Source organism: Streptomyces californicus, from assembly GCF_000717645.1.
Lineage (GTDB): Bacteria > Actinomycetota > Actinomycetes > Streptomycetales > Streptomycetaceae > Streptomyces > Streptomyces californicus.
In genome coordinates this window covers 37,526-53,271 of record NZ_JNZZ01000023.1, presented here as the reverse complement: position 1 = coordinate 53,271, position 15,746 = coordinate 37,526, and the positions used below count along the sequence as shown (strand labels likewise).

Genomic DNA, 15,746 nt, shown 5'->3' with positions numbered 1-15,746 from the left:
CACAGGAGAGGCCCCGGCCGTCTTCCACGGGGTCGCAGCACGACCCCGTACTCATCTCTGCGCCATGACTGCGTTTTCTGTCACACCCGGGGGCGGGGCCGACGAATTGTTGCGAGTTGTACAAGTCATGGACGTGGCCCCCGCCGAGCACGTAGCGTGCTGGTTCGCGCAGGGTTGCGCAGCAGTTGACCAGCTGCGAATGAGGACGTCAGGGCGGGTACAGGGAGTGCTGGGGGACGACGCGGAGCTGACCGCCGCGGTGCTCGCGGCTCAGGACGGGGACGAGGACGCCTTCCGTGCTGTGTACCGCGCTGTGCAGCCACGGCTGCTGGGCTACATACGGACACTGGTCGGGGAGACGGACGCCGAGGACGTGGCGTCCGAGGCGTGGCTGCAGATAGCGCGGGACCTCGACCGCTTCAGCGGGGACGCCGACCGGTTCCGGGGCTGGACCGCCCGGATCGCGCGCAACCGCTCTCTGGACCATCTGCGCATGCGCAGCCGCCGTCCCGCCATCGGCGGCGACGAGACCGAACTGACCACGCGCGCCGCCGAGTCCGACACGGCGGGCGACGCCATCGAGGCGCTGGACACCGACCGCACCATGTCCCTCATCGCCCAGCTCCCCCAGGACCAGGCCGAGGCCGTCGTGCTCCGGGTGGTCGTCGGGCTCGACGCCAAGAGCGCGGCGCAGACGCTCGGCAAACGGCCCGGCGCCGTCCGCACCGCCGCCCACCGCGGGCTCAAGCGGCTGGCCGAACTCCTCGGCGCCGAGGAGGCCGGACGGACGGCGAACCGGCCCGACGCCACCCCGCCTACGTCACCCCGGCCCGACGCCACCCCACCGGCGGCGCCCCGGTCCGACGCCACCGCCCCGGCGACGCTCCGGCCCGACGTCTCCCCGCCGGTGACACACCTGGCCGACGCCACTACCGCCGCCGCCTCCGGTCGGCCCGGAACCGGGGCCTCCGCCGACGCCGCCGCCCCGGGCTCCGCACCGGCGGACGGCGACGACGCGGGCGGTGGCGCCGGGCTCGGCGCGGTGCCCGCCCAGCGCCCCGGCCGGAACGGTCCGGTCGCGCCCGCCGGGGTCACTCCCGGTGTGACGCATTGGCGACCGTGGACGCAGAGGGACATGTGATGGCCGACGAGCACTACGAGTGGCTTGACAAGGACGCGGCGGAGAAACTGCTCCGCGGCGAACCGGTCGTCCCCGTCGGCGACGGAGCCCGCACCGACGCCTTCCGGCTCGCCGAAGCGCTCGGCGCGGCCCGCGAGGGCCGCCGGCCGCCGGCCGGTGAACTCCCCGGGGAGGAAGCGGTTCTCGCCGCGTTCCGGCGAGCCGGCCACGGCACCGGCGGAGACCGGCTCGCCGGCCGCGCCGCCGGCGACGCGCTGCCCGGCCGCCCCGGCCTCCTGCCCGCCGTCCACCTCGGCGCAGCCCCCGCCGGACCGCCCCGCCGTCCGCGCTGGAGCCGGCCGCTCCGCTTCGGTCTCGTCGCCTCGCTCGCGGGGTGCGCGCTCGGCGGGGTGGCGGTCGCCGCCGGTACGGGCGTGTTCGGCGGAACCCTCGGCGGTTGGGGCTCGCCCACGCCCGCCACCTCCGTATCGGCGGCGGCCACCCCGGGGCCGCTGATGTCGGACGGACCCGTCGGCGAACCGTCGACCCCGGCGGACCCGCCACCGCCCGACCGGCCCGAGGCGTCCTCCGCCCCCGAGACCCGGGAGTCCGGCGGCTCGGAGGAGCCCGACGAGGCCCACACCGAGGGCTCCGGCCGGGAGCCGGGCGACGACCGGCCCGGCGACCGGGACCGCCCGGACGACGACGGCCTGGAGTCGACGAGCGGGAGCGGCGACGACCACGGCGGTCACCATGCCGCGTCGGGCAGCTCCGGTGGTTCCGGCTCCGGCGGTTCCGGTGGTTCCGGAGGTGACGACACGGACTCCGGGGACTGGTACGACCAGGCCGTCAAGGCGTGCAAGGCGTTCCGCGACGGCACGCTGGACGACAGGAGCCGACGCCGGCTGATCCGGTTCGCCAAGGGCGAGGAGAACCTGGAACGTTTCTGCGACCGTCTCCTCGACGGGAACGGCGGAAGCGGCGGACACGGCGGCTCGGGCGGCTCCGGAGGGGGCAACGGCTCGGGCGGGTCCGGCGGCGGTGACGACGGCGGCGACGGTCCGGGCGGCGACGGTTCCCGGCCGCCCGTCTCCTTCCACCCCGTACCCCGCTCCGCCCTGGCCCCGGACGCGAGCGTGGCGACGGGTCCGGGCGCCGGGTCCCGGGCGCTGCCGGAGCCGGCGGCCGATGCCCCGGCCTCGGTACGCGCGCGCTGAACCGCCGTTCAGTTCTCCCCGCCGGGTGCGGGACGGCCCGGGTGTGACGTTTTTCGGACGCGGGACGCAGTACAGAATGCCGACTGGTCATCGGCCGCGCGACGAGCCGGGGTTCCCCCCGTACCTTCGGCTCAGCGCATCGGCGCGGGCGGGACACGTTCCCCCGGTCCCGCCCGCGCCCTCTTCCACCACCGCTCACGCCGCACCGTGCCGGGGAAGCCGCCCGGCCCGGATCACCGGAAGCTTCGGGCCCGGATCACCGGAAGCCCCGGGCCCGATCCGCGCCCGCCGGGCCCGATCCGCGTCCGCCGGGCCCGATCCGCGTCCGCCGGGCCCGCCGCGTCCGCCGGGCCCGGCCCTCGCCCGGGGCTACCGGAAGACGACCACCTTGTCGCCGTTCTTCACCTGGTCGAACAGGGCCGCGACCTTCTTCTTGTCCCGTACGTTGACGCAGCCGTGCGACGCCCCGCCGTACCCGTTGGCCGCGAAGTCGGCGGAGTAGTGCACCGCCTGCCCGCCGCTGAAGAACAGGGCGTACGGCATCGGGGTGTCGTAGAGCGTCGACACATGGTCCCGGGACTTCCAGAACACCTCGAACTCGCCCTCGCGGGTCGGCGTGTACTCCGAACCGAAGCGCACGTCCATCGCGGAGACGACCCGGCCGTCGATCATCCACGCCAGGGTCCGGCTCGACTTGCTGACGCACAGGACCCGGCCCGTCAGGCAGCGCTTGTCCGGTGTGGCCAGGGGGCGTTCGGTCGGCGGCCGGAGCTCCTCGGCGGTCGGCGTCCGGGTCATGGCCAGCAGCCGCTTCCAGGTCGCCTCGTCGGTGCTGCCGGTGGTCGCGAGGCCGCGTTTGGCCTGGAACGATCGCACGGAGTCGGCGGTGACGGAGCCGTAGTAGCCGGTGGGGTTGCGCCCGAAGTGGCCGATCTGACGGAGACGGGCCTGGAGTTCCCGTACGCGGTCGCTCTCCGACCCGGTCCGCATCAGCACGCGGGCCGGCGGCGCGGCGCTCGGCTCCGGAGCCGGCCGGGCGGTCGTGGGGGCCGGCGCGGGGGTGGACGCCGAAGGGCGGGGCGGCGGCACGGTGCTCGGCTCCGCCGTCGAGGGCGCGGGCACCGGTTCGGTGCGCGCGGGGGAGGGGGCGGCGGGCCGGGTGGCCGGCGTCTGCCGCGGTGCGGTCTGCGCCCCGGGGGCGGCGCCCGGCTCGCACCCGGTGGCGAGGGCGGCCAGCGCGACGACCGACACGGCGGTGACGCGACGGGCCCGGAGGCGCGATCCGGCGGGGCGGGGTAGCCGGGGGCCTGGAATTGGACCGTGCCGCCGCGCGCCGGGGGACGGCTCCGCGTGACCCGCGCCCGCGTCCTCGGAGACTCCGGCGACCTCGGAGGCCCCCGTGACCCCCGACGCCCCCGACGCCCCCGACGCCCCCGAGACCCCTGAGTCCCTCGGTGCCCTGCCGCCCCACCCGTTGCCCGTGTCCGTCATCGCTCCGCCCCCTGGTTCACCCGTGATTCCGGCGCCTCCTGTACGGATTCCCGTCCGGCCCGGCCCCCGAATCCTCCGTCGTACGCGAGCGGCGCGTCCAGACCCCCGGGTGGGCGCCCCGGTGATCATGGCCTGGTCCGGGCGGCCGGGCGGCGTCCCCGCCGGCCCGCGCACCGTGACGCATATCGCCTGCCGGAACCCCTGGACGGCGTCCCGTACAGGCATGCGACACTCCGACCATGCTGGGTGTCACCGATCTTCCGACGTACCTCGCCGGTCTGGCGCTGATCGTTCTTCTGCCGGGGCCGAACTCGCTCTACGTGCTCTCCGTCGCCGCCCGCCGCGGCGTACGCACCGGCTATACGGCCGCCGCCGGCGTCTGGACCGGGGACACGGTGCTGATGACGCTCTCCGCGCTCGGCGCCGCCTCCCTGCTCCAGACCACGCCGCTGCTCTTCGCGATCGTCAAGTACGCGGGCGCGGGCTATCTGACCTGGATGGCCATCGGGATGCTGCGGGCGGCCGTCTCGCTGTGGCGCGAGAGGCACCGGCGTACGGCGGAGCTGGTGGAGTCGGTCGAGGCTGACGGCACGCCCGGCACGGCCGGGGCCGCCGGTCCGGTCGAGAAGCCCTACCGCCGGGCGCTGGTGGTCAGCCTCTTCAACCCGAAGGCCATCATCTTCCTCATCTCCTTCTTCGTGCAGTTCGTCGACCCCGGCTACGCCTACCCGGCCCTGTCGTTCCTGCTGCTGGGCACGCTGCTCCAGCTCGCCAGCTTCGCGTACCTCTCGGTGCTGATCTTCGGCGGCACCCGCCTGGCCGCCGCCTTCCGCCGCCGCAAGCGGCTGTCGGCGACGGCCACGTCGGCCGCCGGCGTCCTCTTCCTCGGCTTCGCCGCCAAGCTCTCGCTCAGCAGCGTGTAGCGGATGCGCCGGGGCGGCGGGCCGGACACGTGGCCGCCCCGGCGGCGCGGCGAAGGCGGGCCGGATGGCGGCGAAGGCCGCCAAGTACGGCGAGAAGATCGAGAAGGCGAGCGACACCGTCGACCGGGTCGAGACGGCCGTGGAGTGCAGCCGGCTCGCCGCGGACGCGGTGGGCAACAGCTTTCTCGCCGGCACCGACGTGGTGATGGCCGACGGAACCCGGCGGCCGATCGAGAAGGTGAAGGCGGGCGACGAGGTCCGGGCCACCGACCCGACGACGGGCCGCACCTCCACCCAGGAGGTCACCGCGACGATCACGGGCGAGGGCTACAAGCAACTGGTCCGCCTGGCCCTCGACACGGACGGAGACCGCGGCGACGCCACGGAGATCCTGACGGCCACGGCCGGCCACCCCTTCTGGGTCCCGTCCCTGAAGGAGTGGCGGACCGCCGACGAACTGGAACCGGGCCAGTGGCTGGAGACCGGTTCGGGCACCCGCGTCCAGATCGAAGCGGTCTCGGCGTGGACGCAGCGCGCGGCGGTGTACAACCTGACCGTCGACACGGCGCATACGTACTATGTCGCGGCGGGGTCCACGCTGGTCCTGGTCCACAACAGCGGACGAGGGCGCAAACCCGGGCAGCGTCCCAACTACGACGCCGAGGGCCCCCACACCACCTTCGTACGACACGGTGGGACCGGGCAGATCAAGAAGTACGCGGAGTGGGCTCCTCAGTCGAACCCCCGGAACCCCGCACCGTTCGAACTCGTGAAGCGGTTCGATCTGGAAGGGCCCGCTCATACGAACGCGGACGGGACCCGGGTGGACACTCCCCACATCAACATGCCGAACGGAGGCGACGCACGTGCACCGGAAGAGTGGGAGAAGCCGCTCGGCTGCTCGTGACGAGTACCGGGGGACGCGCTACATCCAGTCCTGGTACGCGTCCAACTGCGACGGGGAGTGGGAGCACGAGTTCGGCGTCAGGATGGCCACGACGGACAATCCGGGGTGGCACATCGAGGTCGACGTGAGCGAGACGGACCTCGAAGGCGTCGAGGTCCGTCGCGAGAGGCGCGAGCTTCCGGAGGGGGGCTGGATGATCGCCTGGAGCGACGGAAGGACGTTCCAGGCGGCGTGCGACCCCGGCTCGCTCGGCGAGGTGGACGCGCTCTTCGAGGGGTGGGCCGAGCGTGCTGCCGCCCAGGGCGAGGAGCGGCCCTCCGGATAGGGCGAGCGGCACGGGGCCACCGACGACATGGCGTCCTGGTCGGTGGCCCCGTGCTCCTCGGGCCTGTCTGACCATTCCCGTCCGCCTCACGACGCCACGCACGCACTCTCGCCGCACCGGCCCCAGACCCGAGTACGTCCAGTACGAGGGCCTGGAGCGGCACGCCGAGAGCACGCACCTGACGCCGCGCGGCCGCCCTACGGGCGACGACGGGAATCGTCAGACAGGCCCGAGGCCGGTACGGCTACCCCATACTGGAGAACCCCAGCCGCATCCGCTCCTCCTCATTGGCCACGTCCAGCGCCCCGCTCTTCACCCGGGACGCCTCCTGCGCGGTCAGCGCGCGGCCGAAGACACGGAGGTCGTCCAGGCCGCCGCGGAAGAGTTCCGTCACCCCGGCCGGCTGGTTCGGGAAGTCCGGGCGGGCGCCGATGTGGACGGAGAAGTCGGCGGTCGGGGTGATGTCCCCCGCCGGGGCCGCCGAGGCGAACTCCTGGCCGCCGTCCACGGCCAGCGTCAGCCGGCCCGCCTGGCGCTTGAGGACCGCGTGGTGCCACTGGCCGTCGTTGTACGAGGACGTGGTTCGCACCTCCGCGTACGCGGTGCCCGTGTCGATCGCCGCCCGGACGGCGCCCCGGCCCGGCTCGGCGCGCAGCCAGAACTGGCGGACGCCCGAGCCCATCCCGTACCCCCAGACGATCGGCAGGGCGCCCGTCGTGGCGGTGTGGCGGAACCAGGCCGTGAGGGTGAAGTCGTCCGCGCCCAGGCGCAGCGAGTCCGAGCAGGAGACCACCCGCAGGTAGTCGTCCTGGCCGTCGAAGGTCATGGCCTTGCCGGAACCCCGGCTGCCGAGCTGGGCGCCGCCGTGGACCAGGGCGTGGTTGCCGTACCCGTTGGGCCCGGTGTCCAGGGTGCGCGGCAGGCGCAGTTCACGCCGGCCCGCGTCCAGTTGGGCCTCGGTGAACGACGTGAACACGAGGTCGCTGTGCGGGATGTTCCCGGCGCTCTCGTAGAGCACCCCGATCGCGCCCGAGGAGAGCGGGGCGAGGTCGGAGTAGCCGGACCGGCCCGGGGTCACCACCGTGCCCGCCGTCTGCCATGTGCGCCCCTCGTCGTACGAGGAGCGGATCGCCAGCTCGCGCCGGTCCTCCAGGGTGTGGGGGCCCAGGCGCGAGGGCGCGGAGAAGAGGAGCCGGTCCTGCGCCGCGCCCGACTCCTTCGCGTGCAGGCGCAGCAGCGAGCCGGAGACGGGCGGGGCGTCGAGGCCCGGCACGGGGGAGAACGGGGCGTCGAAGGTGGTTCCGCCGTCCGCGCTGGTGGCGGCCATCCGATGGTCCTCGGTGCCGCACCGGGCCGAGCTGCGGGCGTTGACGTACACACCTCCGCCGGTCGTCTCGGCGACGGACAGCTCGGCCGGGAACGCGGAGGCGGTCCGGTCGACCGCCGCCTGCGCGCCCAGGGCCCAGGTCAGTCCGCCGTCGTCGCTGACGTACAGCTGGCCGCCCGCCCGGCCGTCCGTCGTCGTGAAGTCGCCCGGAACGACCAGCCTGCCGCGGTGCGGGCCGCCGGTGAGCTGGATGCCGTGGCCGGGCCCGGTGGAGATCCACCCCCGGTCCGCGGGCTTGAGATGGGGGAGCGGCGCTCCCTCCGTCCAGCCCACGCCGTCGTCCGCGCTGTGCACCACGCGCAGGTTCCGGGGCCCGCGGACCGGCTCGCTCGGAGTGCCGCTCCAGGGGCCGGTCGCGTACAGCAGCGAGATCCGCCCGGTCGCCGTGTCCACGACCGGCGCCGGGTTCCCGTGCGCGTCCTCGTCCGCACCGCCCACGACCACCTTCAGCGGGCCCCAGCTCCGGCCGCCGTCCGTGGACCTCCGCAGCACGATGTCGTTGTGCCCGATGTCGCTGCAGGTGGCCACCCGCCCCTCGGCGAAGGCCAGCAGGGCGCCCGACGGCGTGGCGACGAGTGCGGGGATGCGGAAGCAGCGGTAGCCCTCGTCGCCCGCCTTGAAGGGGGTAGTGACCGCCGCCGGCACGGCCGCCGCCGGGGGAGCCGGCGCGCCGAGGACCGTGGCGGCCACCGCCAGGGCGAGGGCGGCCGTGGTCGTGCGGGTTCTTCGGCGGCCGGGGCGGCGGCGGTCCGAGGGTCGTCCGGGCAGGCGCATGGTGTCCATCCTCGTGTCGGTTCGGCCTCCGCGGAGCGACGACGCCCCGCAAAGGAGTCGCAGGGTCTCGTCAGGGCCTGACGAAGGCCCCGCAGGCCGCATCGGGACCCGCGGGGCCGGCGGGCCGCCTTCGCTCCGGCGCCCGGCCTCCGTTCAGGCCCGGGACCGTATCCGGCGGCTCTGCTCCGTCATCGTCCGCTTCAGCCGGGGCCCGAGCGGTTTCTCGACGAACCGGTGCATCAGATGGGCCAGCACCAGGATCGAGACCACCGCGGCGACCAGCGTCAGCCGCGGCGGCACGTGCAGCCCCCGGTGCAGGACGCGGATCACGAACCAGCCCAGATGCTCGTGGAGCAGGTAGAACGGGTACGTCAGCGCCCCGGCGAACGTCAGCCAGCGCCAGTCCGCCCAGCGCAGCCACCCCAGCGCCACGGCGGCCACCGCCACGAACGAGAGTGTCACGATCAGCTGGATCACGTAGGGGGAGCGGCCGAACTCGCCGCCCGCGCCCGGGTGCCACAGGGCCGTCACGGAGTACCGCTGCCCCAGCAGCCAGCTGACCAGCACGATCCCCCAGAGCAGCAGATCGCTCCCGTACCGGTGGATCAGGTAGAGCGCGAGGCCCGCGATGAAGTACGGGGCGTGGTCGCGCATCACCAGGGCGTCGGTCAGCGGATGGTCCGCGATCCGGGCGAAGGCGCCCGCCAGGGTCCAGCCGCAGCAGAAGACGACGACCCGGCGGTAGGTGACCCCGCGCCAGACGACGAACACGGCGAACAGCACGTAGAAGCGCAGCTCCACCCAGAGCGTCCAGCACACCCCGAGGACCCGGTCCACGCCCATCGGCTGCTGGAGCATCGTCAGGTTGACCAGCAGCTCGTCCGGGCGCAGCGGCTTCACCACCACGGGCAGCACGAGCGCCGCCGCCGTGACGACGACGATCGCGACCCAGTACGCCGGGTAGAGACGGGCGACCCGGGAGCGGAAGAAGTCGCCGACCGTACGGCCCCAGCTGCTCATGCAGATGACGAAGCCGCTGATGATGAAGAAGAGCTGCACCCCCAGGCTGCCGTACGTGGCGAACGACGACAGCGTCGGGAACACATGGGCCGGCGACCCGCCCCAGGAGTCGGCGACCGTGCCCTCCTTGCCGGCGTAGTGGTAGAGGCAGACCATCAGCGCGGCGAGGATGCGCAGCCCGTCCAGGGCCCCCATCCGGTTCCGCTTCCCCCGGGGCGCGGACGCCCGCACCGGTTCGGCGGGCCGCGCCTCCGGTGCCGGAAGGACCGCCGTACCCGTTCGTTCGCCCGTCATGTCCGCTCCCCCGGCAGCCTCGCGCATCGTCCCCCCGCTCATCTCCCCGCCCTCTCAGCCGCGCGCGGCGCGCCCGCGGGGGAGCCGCTGTTCCGCGCCCCGCTTCCAGGCGGCGGCCTGCCGGGCGATCCGGCGGACCGTCGCGTTGCGGGGGATGAAGTCGAACTGCGCCGGAAGGGCCCCCGGCAGCGCGAGCGCGGTCAGACGGCGGCGCCGGAAGTACGGGGAGGACGCCGCGGCCGGATGCGCGGCGAGGTACGCCTCGGCGGCGGGCCGCAGCCGCGGGTAGATCTGCGGCTGCATGGCGAAGCCGACGGCCGTGACCAGCCCCGACAGCTCCGCGCGCACCCGTTCCTCGTCCGGCAGCCGCCAGGAGGTGACCGCCGCCCGGTCCTCCAGGGCGGGCAGCAGGGCGTCGGCGATCGTGACCGGGACGCGGTTGCTGTTCTGGTACGGGGTCAGCGCGGCGAGCAGTTCCTGTGTGCCGACCCGTGCGACGGGGATCCCGTAGAACGCGGCGGCGGTCAGCAGCGCGGTGGAGAACGCGCCCACGACGAGCGCCGGACGCGTCCGCTCGTACACCACCTCGGCGATCACCGGCGCGTCCAGCACGGTGAGGTCGGCGCCGAGCCGTGCGGCCTCCTGCTCCAGCGCCCGCGACCAGCCGACCGGGGCGGCCGGGTGCGGCTTGAAGACCACCTGGGTGTGGCCGAGGGCGACCGTGCCGCGCAGCATCCGCAGGTGCAGCTCCTGCTCCTCGTCGGCGGTGAGGACGTCGATGGCGGAGAGGTACTGCCCGAGCAGCAGCGCGGGCGCGTCGGCAGGTACGGCGAACTCCTCGGCCGAAGCGGCCAGTTCGCCGAGCACCTTGAGGAACTCGGCGGTCGGCACGACCTCGGGTTCGACGTCGAACTCGGTCATCAGCAGCGGCCGCAGACCCGGCACCAGGTCCAGGTGGAGCAGGCGCCGCACCCGGGTGCCGATCAGCGGATCGATCTTGCTGCGGGTGGGGCCGTAGCTCATCAGCCCGTCCGCGTACAGGTGGATCGGGCTCTCGCCGAAGATCTTGGCGACCGCGCTGGACGGGTTGGCCTGGATGGACTCGCAGGCGATCTCCACCGGTCCGTCGCCGAGCCCCCAGGCCAGGCGCAGATACCGCTCCCAGAGCAGGGTGTCCTGCTCGCGCGGGAACCAGCCGGCCGGGTGGAACGGGCTGATGAACGCGTTCCACGAGAGGACCTCGTCGAACTCCGTTCGCAGCGAGTCGAATCCGGCCATGCGGTCGAGCGGGGTGCCCACCTCGGGCGCGGGCGAGGTGTCGCTGACGACCAGCAGCCGGCGGTGCTCGGCGCGCGGGCCGAACTGGCCCGCCCGGATCGCGGCGGTCACCGTCGCCGCCGCGTACTGGGAGGCCGCGAAGAAGAGCTGGGTGGAACGGATGGCAGACATCAGGCGCGGGCTCCGGAGGCGGCGGCGGGGGTGACGGCGGGGGCGGGGTCTCCGCCGGCGCGGCGGCGCACCCGGCGCAGCAGGGCGGCGCGCCGGTCGCCCAGGGAGTGCAGGGTCTCGTCGAGCAGACCGGCGGGGAGGCGGCGCAGGGCGTTGGCGCTCATGGTGCGCAGCGTGCGCGCCACGGCCGGTTCGAACCGCTCGATGGACCCGAGGTGGTGGGCCATGACCGCGCAGTACGTCCGTACGGCCTTCGGCAGCAGGAGGTCCGCGTCGGCGTCCCGCGAGGTCTCCTCGACGACCTGGTCGAACGCGCGGATGAAGTCGAGCTGCCGGACGTCACCGATCTGGGTGAGCGAGGAGGCGACCCCGCGCCGGTAGAAGAGGCCGAGCAGGCCGACGGCGGCGAAGCTCTCCGCCTCCCGGTGCAGCCGCCAGATCCACGGCCGGTCCTCGGCGGTGCGCAGCCCGTCGGTGAAGTGCAGCAGCCCCCGGTCGAGCAGGCGGCGGTGGTAGATGCCGGCCCAGGCGTACGGGTAGTCCACCGGCGTGGTGCGGTCGACCGGAAGGATCACCGAACGGGGGCTGAGCGCGACGTTCCGCAGCCCGTGCGGCACCCGGTGCACCGTCCGCGTCCGGCCGGTGGCCTGCACGTGGTCCGTGCGGACGAAGTCGCACTCCAGCCGCTCGGCGGCGGCGACCAGATCCGCGAAGTAGCCGGGGGCGAGCCAGTCGTCGCCGTCCAGGAAGGTCAGATACTCCCCGTCCGCCGCGTCGAGGCCGGTGTTCCTGGCCGTGGCCAGACCGCCGTTGCGTTCGTGGACGATCACCTTCGCGCCGGGAATGTCCTTCCTGGCACGCTGGAGGATCTCGGCCGTCCCGTCGGTCGATCGGTCGTCGACGAGAAGGAACTCGAAGTCGTCCCGGGCGTTGGCCCGCAGGCTTCTGAGGGTGTCGGGCGCGTATGTCTGCACGTTGTAGAACGGCACGATGACGGAGAGCTTAACCACCCGCATCACGCTAGTGGGATACCCGGCACATTCCTTGTCCCGGAAAAGTACCGCGCGTGAACGATGAATGGCCGAACGGTGAAGTGGATCGAATGCGGCGGGAGTTGACCGCTCCGGCCTGCGGATTCCCCAAGCGTCGTCCCCCTGTTAACCATTTGTTGCTGTCGTGTTGGGCCGCTCATCGAAATGCCTTCCTAATTTCTGGGATGTGCCCTCACGTACCAGCCATCAGGCCGATCCGGCCGATATCCCCGACGCGCCCCGACCGGCGCTCCGGGTCGCCGTCCTCGCCGACTCCGACACCCGGTGGAAATGGGGCGCGCTCACCGCGCGCCGCCTGACCGCCGGGTCCGGTGAGCGGGGCGAGCGCCCCGTCGAGGTCAGCGGGCTGCTGCTGCGCGGCCGGGCCACCCCGACGCCCCGCCAGCTCGCGGAGGTCGGCGAGGTCGGCATCGACGCCGGGCGGGTCCGCGAGGTCACCGCCGTCGAGTTCCTGCACACCGTGCGCGACGAGGCGTACGACGTCGTCGTCCTCGCCCTCGTCGGCGGCGGCGTCCAGGCCATGCTGCACGGCCTGGCCGCACTGGATTTCCCGCGCCGCCCCGTCGTCGTCACCGGATACGTCGGCGTCGTCTACGAGAAGCTGGCCGACGGGCTGCTCCTGCGCCACGGCGCGGACGTCGTCCTCGCCAACTCGGCGCACGACGCGGAGCGTTTCCGCGCGGTGTACGAGGGCGTCGGCGCCGACGCCTCGGCCGTCACCGAGGCCGCCCTGCCCTTCCTGGGCGGAGCCCCGTACCGGCCCGAAGAGGGACGCGACACCGTGGTGTTCGCCGCCCAGCCCTCCGTACCGGCCACGCGCGCCGACCGCACCTACCTGCTGCGCCGGCTCGTCGAGCACGCCCGGCTGCACCCGCGCCGCGAGGTGCTGCTCAAGCTGCGCTCCAAGCCGGGCGAGCACACCACGCACATCGAGGAACTGCCCTACCAGAAGCTCGCGCAGCGGCTGCCCGGCGGGCTGCCGCCCAACTTCCGCCTGGTGTACGGGCACATGGGCGAGGTCCTGGACCGGACCGACCTCCTGGTCACCGTCTCCTCGACCGCCGCCCTGGAGTCCCTGCACCGCCGCATCCCGACCGCGATCCTCACCGACCTCGGCGTACGGGAGCCGCTCGGCAACCACCACTTCGTCGGCTCCGGGCTCCTCACCTCCTGGGACCGGCTCGACGGCGGAACCCGGCCCCGCCCCGACCAGGAGTGGGTGGCCGGCCAGGGCGTCGCCGCCGACGGCTCGTACGGCACCGCCTACGACACCGCCCGCGCCAAGGTCACCGCCCTCCTCGCGGCCGGCGAACTCCCGCCGCTCGCCCCCTACTACACGCCCGCCACCGCCCCCGGCTACCTCCCCGGCATTCTGCGCCGCCACCACCTGGCCCCCGACGGCACACCGCTGCCCGGGGCCGCCGCACCGCAGGAGCCCGGCCGGGTCCGGGGCGCGGTCCGCGAGACCGTCCGCAACGCGGCCCGCGGCGCCTACCGCCACGGCGTCCAGCGCGTCGCCCCGGTGATCCGCCGGATGGGGGAGCTGTGACCACGCCCTCAGCAACCGCCACCACACCAGGAGCAGCGATGCAGCCGCCCCCGACCCCGACCGTCGTCGCCGTGATCCCCGCCCGCGGCGGATCCAAGGGCGTCCCCGCGAAGAACCTCGCCGAGGTCGGCGGCGTCCCGCTGGTCGCCCGCGCCGTCCGCGCCGCGCTCGGCGCCCCCGAGGTCACCGACGTCGTCGTCACCACCGACGACGGGGCGATCGCCGAGGCCGCCCGCACCGCCGCCGCCGACCTCCGGGCCGGCCACCGGCTGCACTGCGTGGAGCGCCCCGCCGCCATCGCCGGCGACACCGCCACCAGCGAAGCGGCCGTCCTGCACGCCCTGGATGTCTACGAGGCCGAGCGCGCCAGGACCGTCGACGTGGTCCTCCTCGTCCAGTGCACCAGCCCCTTCGTCTCCCGCGAGGACATCGACGGCGTGGCCCGGGCGGTGGCCCACGAGGGCGCGGACACCGCCGTCACGGTCGCCCCGTTCCACGGCTTCGTCTGGCGCGACGGCCACGCGGTCGAGGAGGGCACGTACGGCGTCAACCACGACAAGTCCGTACGCCCCCGGCGCCAGGACCGCCCCCAGGACCACCTGGAGACCGGCGCCGCCTACGCGATGGACGCCGCGGGCTTCCGCACCCACCGCCACCGCTTCTTCGGCCACACCGCGCTCGTCCGCACCGACCCGGCGCGGGTGCTGGAGATCGACGACCCGCACGACCTGGCCCGCGCCCGCGCGCTCGCCCCGCTCCTGGACCCCTCCCCGCTGCCCTCCCTCGCGGACGTGGACGCGGTCGTCCTGGACTTCGACGGCACCCAGACCGACGACCGGGTCATGATCGACTCGGACGGCCGCGAGACGGTCGCCGTGCACCGGGGCGACGGACTCGGGATCGCCGCGCTGCGCAAGGCCGGCGTCCCCCTCCTGATCCTCTCCACCGAGCAGAACCCGGTCGTCGCGGCCCGCGCCCGCAAGCTCCAGGTCCCCGTCCTGCACGGCATCGACCGCAAGGACGAGGCGCTGAAGCGGTGGTGCGACGAGCACACCATCGCCCCCGAGCGGGTCCTCTACGTCGGCAACGACGTCAACGACCTCCCCTGCTTCTCCCTCGCCGGCTGGCCCGTCGCGGTCGCCGGCGCCCACGACTCGGTCCGCGCCGCCGCGCGCGCCGTCACGACCACCCCCGGCGGCTACGGCGCCATCCGCGAGATCGCGGCCTGGCTGCTGGGCCCCACCCTGACCATCCCTTCCACCACCCCCACCGTCCCCACCACGTAAGGAAGCACCACCATGACCAGCACCTCCCGCCTGCGCACCTTCGGCACCCGCACCGCCGGCCCCGGCCGCCCCGTCTACATCACGGGCGAGATCGGCATCAACCACAACGGCGACCTCGACAACGCGATCGCGCTGATCGACGCCGCCGCCGAGGCCGGCTGCGACGCCGTCAAGTTCCAGAAGCGCACCCCGGAGATCTGCACCCCGCGCGACCAGTGGGACATCGAGCGCGACACCCCGTGGGGCCGGATGACGTACATCGACTACCGCCACCGCGTCGAGTTCGGCGAGGCCGAGTACACCGCCATCGCCGAGCACTGCGCCGAGCGCGGCATCGACTGGTTCGCCTCCCCGTGGGACACCGAGGCCGTCGCCTTCCTGGAGAAGTTCGACGTCCCCGCCCACAAGGTGGCCTCCGCCTCCCTCACCGACGACGAGCTGCTGCGCGCCCTGCGCGCCACCGGCCGCACGATCATCCTCTCCACCGGCATGTCCACCCCGAAGCAGATCCGCCACGCCGTCGAGGTCCTGGGCAGCGACAACATCCTGCTCTGCCACGCCACCTCGACGTACCCGGCGAAGGCCGAGGAGCTGAACCTGCGGGTCATCAACACCCTCCAGCAGGAGTACCCGAACGTCCCGATCGGCTACTCCGGCCACGAGACCGGCCTCCAGACCACCCTGGCCGCCGTCGCGCTCGGCGCCACCTTCGTCGAGCGCCACATCACCCTGGACCGCGCCATGTGGGGCTCCGACCAGGCCGCCTCCGTCGAGCCGCAGGGCCTGACCCGCCTGGTCCGCGACATCCGCACCATCGAGCAGTCGCTCGGCGACGGCGTCAAGAAGGTGTACGAGTCCGAGCTGGGCCCGATGAAGAAGCTCCGCCGCGTCGCGGGCGTCGTCGCCGAGACCGAGAACGCGCCGGCCGCCGAGCCGGTCGCGGTCTGAGCGC

General features: G+C 74.0%; 13 protein-coding genes. 8 read left to right on the top strand and 5 right to left on the bottom strand.

The annotated features are described in order from the left end of the window. The first annotated feature begins 226 nt into the window (after positions 1 to 226). Positions 227 to 1,141 carry an RNA polymerase sigma factor gene (locus tag IF19_RS0127320; RefSeq protein ID WP_030112650.1) on the top strand — a complete coding sequence of 305 codons (915 nt, stop codon included), beginning with the start codon at positions 227 to 229 and terminating at the stop codon, positions 1,139 to 1,141. Continuing rightward, the gene (locus tag IF19_RS0127315; protein ID WP_030277356.1) at positions 1,141 to 2,337 is read left to right on the top strand and encodes a hypothetical protein; all 1,197 of its coding nucleotides are present in this window, start codon (positions 1,141 to 1,143) and stop codon (positions 2,335 to 2,337) included. The genes IF19_RS0127320 and IF19_RS0127315 overlap by 1 nt, the downstream gene beginning before the upstream one ends. Positions 2,338 to 2,706: 369 nt before the next feature. Here IF19_RS0127315 and IF19_RS01000000135015 read toward each other — a convergent pair whose 3' ends face one another. Further along, entirely contained in the window at positions 2,707 to 3,828 is a 1,122-nt protein-coding gene (locus IF19_RS01000000135015; protein ID WP_234313181.1) for a L,D-transpeptidase family protein, read from the bottom strand. A 239-nt stretch (positions 3,829 to 4,067) separates the two neighbouring features. Between IF19_RS01000000135015 and leuE the strand changes: the two genes are divergently transcribed. The 3 genes from leuE (at position 4,068) to IF19_RS0127295 (ending at position 5,983) form a co-directional block, all read left to right on the top strand. After that, positions 4,068 to 4,751: a leucine efflux protein LeuE gene (gene leuE / locus IF19_RS0127305; protein WP_030277352.1), complete on the top strand. Its 684-nt coding sequence runs from the start codon at positions 4,068 to 4,070 to the stop codon at positions 4,749 to 4,751. A 64-nt stretch (positions 4,752 to 4,815) separates the two neighbouring features. Next, positions 4,816 to 5,658: a polymorphic toxin-type HINT domain-containing protein gene (locus IF19_RS0127300; RefSeq protein ID WP_030112644.1), complete on the top strand. Its 843-nt coding sequence runs from the start codon at positions 4,816 to 4,818 to the stop codon at positions 5,656 to 5,658. Next, positions 5,618 to 5,983: an immunity 53 family protein gene (locus IF19_RS0127295; RefSeq protein ID WP_050490861.1), complete on the top strand. Its 366-nt coding sequence runs from the start codon at positions 5,618 to 5,620 to the stop codon at positions 5,981 to 5,983. Before IF19_RS0127300 ends, IF19_RS0127295 begins: the two co-directional genes overlap by 41 nt. Positions 5,984 to 6,227: 244 nt before the next feature. On the opposite strand, the gene IF19_RS0127290 is transcribed toward IF19_RS0127295, so the two are convergent. The 4 genes from IF19_RS0127290 to IF19_RS0127275 all read right to left on the bottom strand — a co-directional run bounded on the left by IF19_RS0127290 (position 6,228) and on the right by IF19_RS0127275 (position 11,917). Further along, positions 6,228 to 8,153, bottom strand: a complete 1,926-nt coding sequence (locus IF19_RS0127290) for a sialidase family protein (protein ID WP_234313180.1) — start codon at positions 8,151 to 8,153, stop codon at positions 6,228 to 6,230. 144 nt (positions 8,154 to 8,297) lie between these two features. Continuing rightward, positions 8,298 to 9,458: an acyltransferase family protein gene (locus tag IF19_RS0127285; protein WP_172674256.1), complete on the bottom strand. Its 1,161-nt coding sequence runs from the start codon at positions 9,456 to 9,458 to the stop codon at positions 8,298 to 8,300. 54 nt (positions 9,459 to 9,512) lie between these two features. Then, positions 9,513 to 10,907 (bottom strand): polysialyltransferase family glycosyltransferase, encoded by a 1,395-nt coding sequence (locus IF19_RS0127280; protein WP_030277348.1) that lies wholly within the window; start codon positions 10,905 to 10,907, stop codon positions 9,513 to 9,515. Next, entirely contained in the window at positions 10,907 to 11,917 is a 1,011-nt protein-coding gene (locus tag IF19_RS0127275; protein ID WP_032746169.1) for a glycosyltransferase family 2 protein, read from the bottom strand. Before IF19_RS0127275 ends, IF19_RS0127280 begins: the two co-directional genes overlap by 1 nt. A 208-nt stretch (positions 11,918 to 12,125) precedes the next feature. Here IF19_RS0127275 and IF19_RS0127270 point away from each other — a divergent pair, with 208 nt between their 5' ends. The 3 genes from IF19_RS0127270 to IF19_RS0127260 are packed head-to-tail and all read left to right on the top strand — an operon-like array spanning position 12,126 to position 15,742. Beyond that, the gene (locus IF19_RS0127270; protein WP_030277347.1) at positions 12,126 to 13,508 is read left to right on the top strand and encodes a DUF6716 putative glycosyltransferase; all 1,383 of its coding nucleotides are present in this window, start codon (positions 12,126 to 12,128) and stop codon (positions 13,506 to 13,508) included. A gap of 38 nt (positions 13,509 to 13,546) precedes the next feature. Continuing rightward, positions 13,547 to 14,794, top strand: coding sequence for an acylneuraminate cytidylyltransferase (locus tag IF19_RS0127265; protein ID WP_030112635.1), 1,248 nt, complete (start codon positions 13,547 to 13,549; stop codon positions 14,792 to 14,794). A 12-nt stretch (positions 14,795 to 14,806) separates the two neighbouring features. Next, on the top strand, positions 14,807 to 15,742 hold the full coding sequence (locus tag IF19_RS0127260; protein WP_030112634.1) for an N-acetylneuraminate synthase family protein: 936 nt from the start codon (positions 14,807 to 14,809) through the stop codon (positions 15,740 to 15,742). Positions 15,743 to 15,746: the final 4 nt, after the last annotated feature.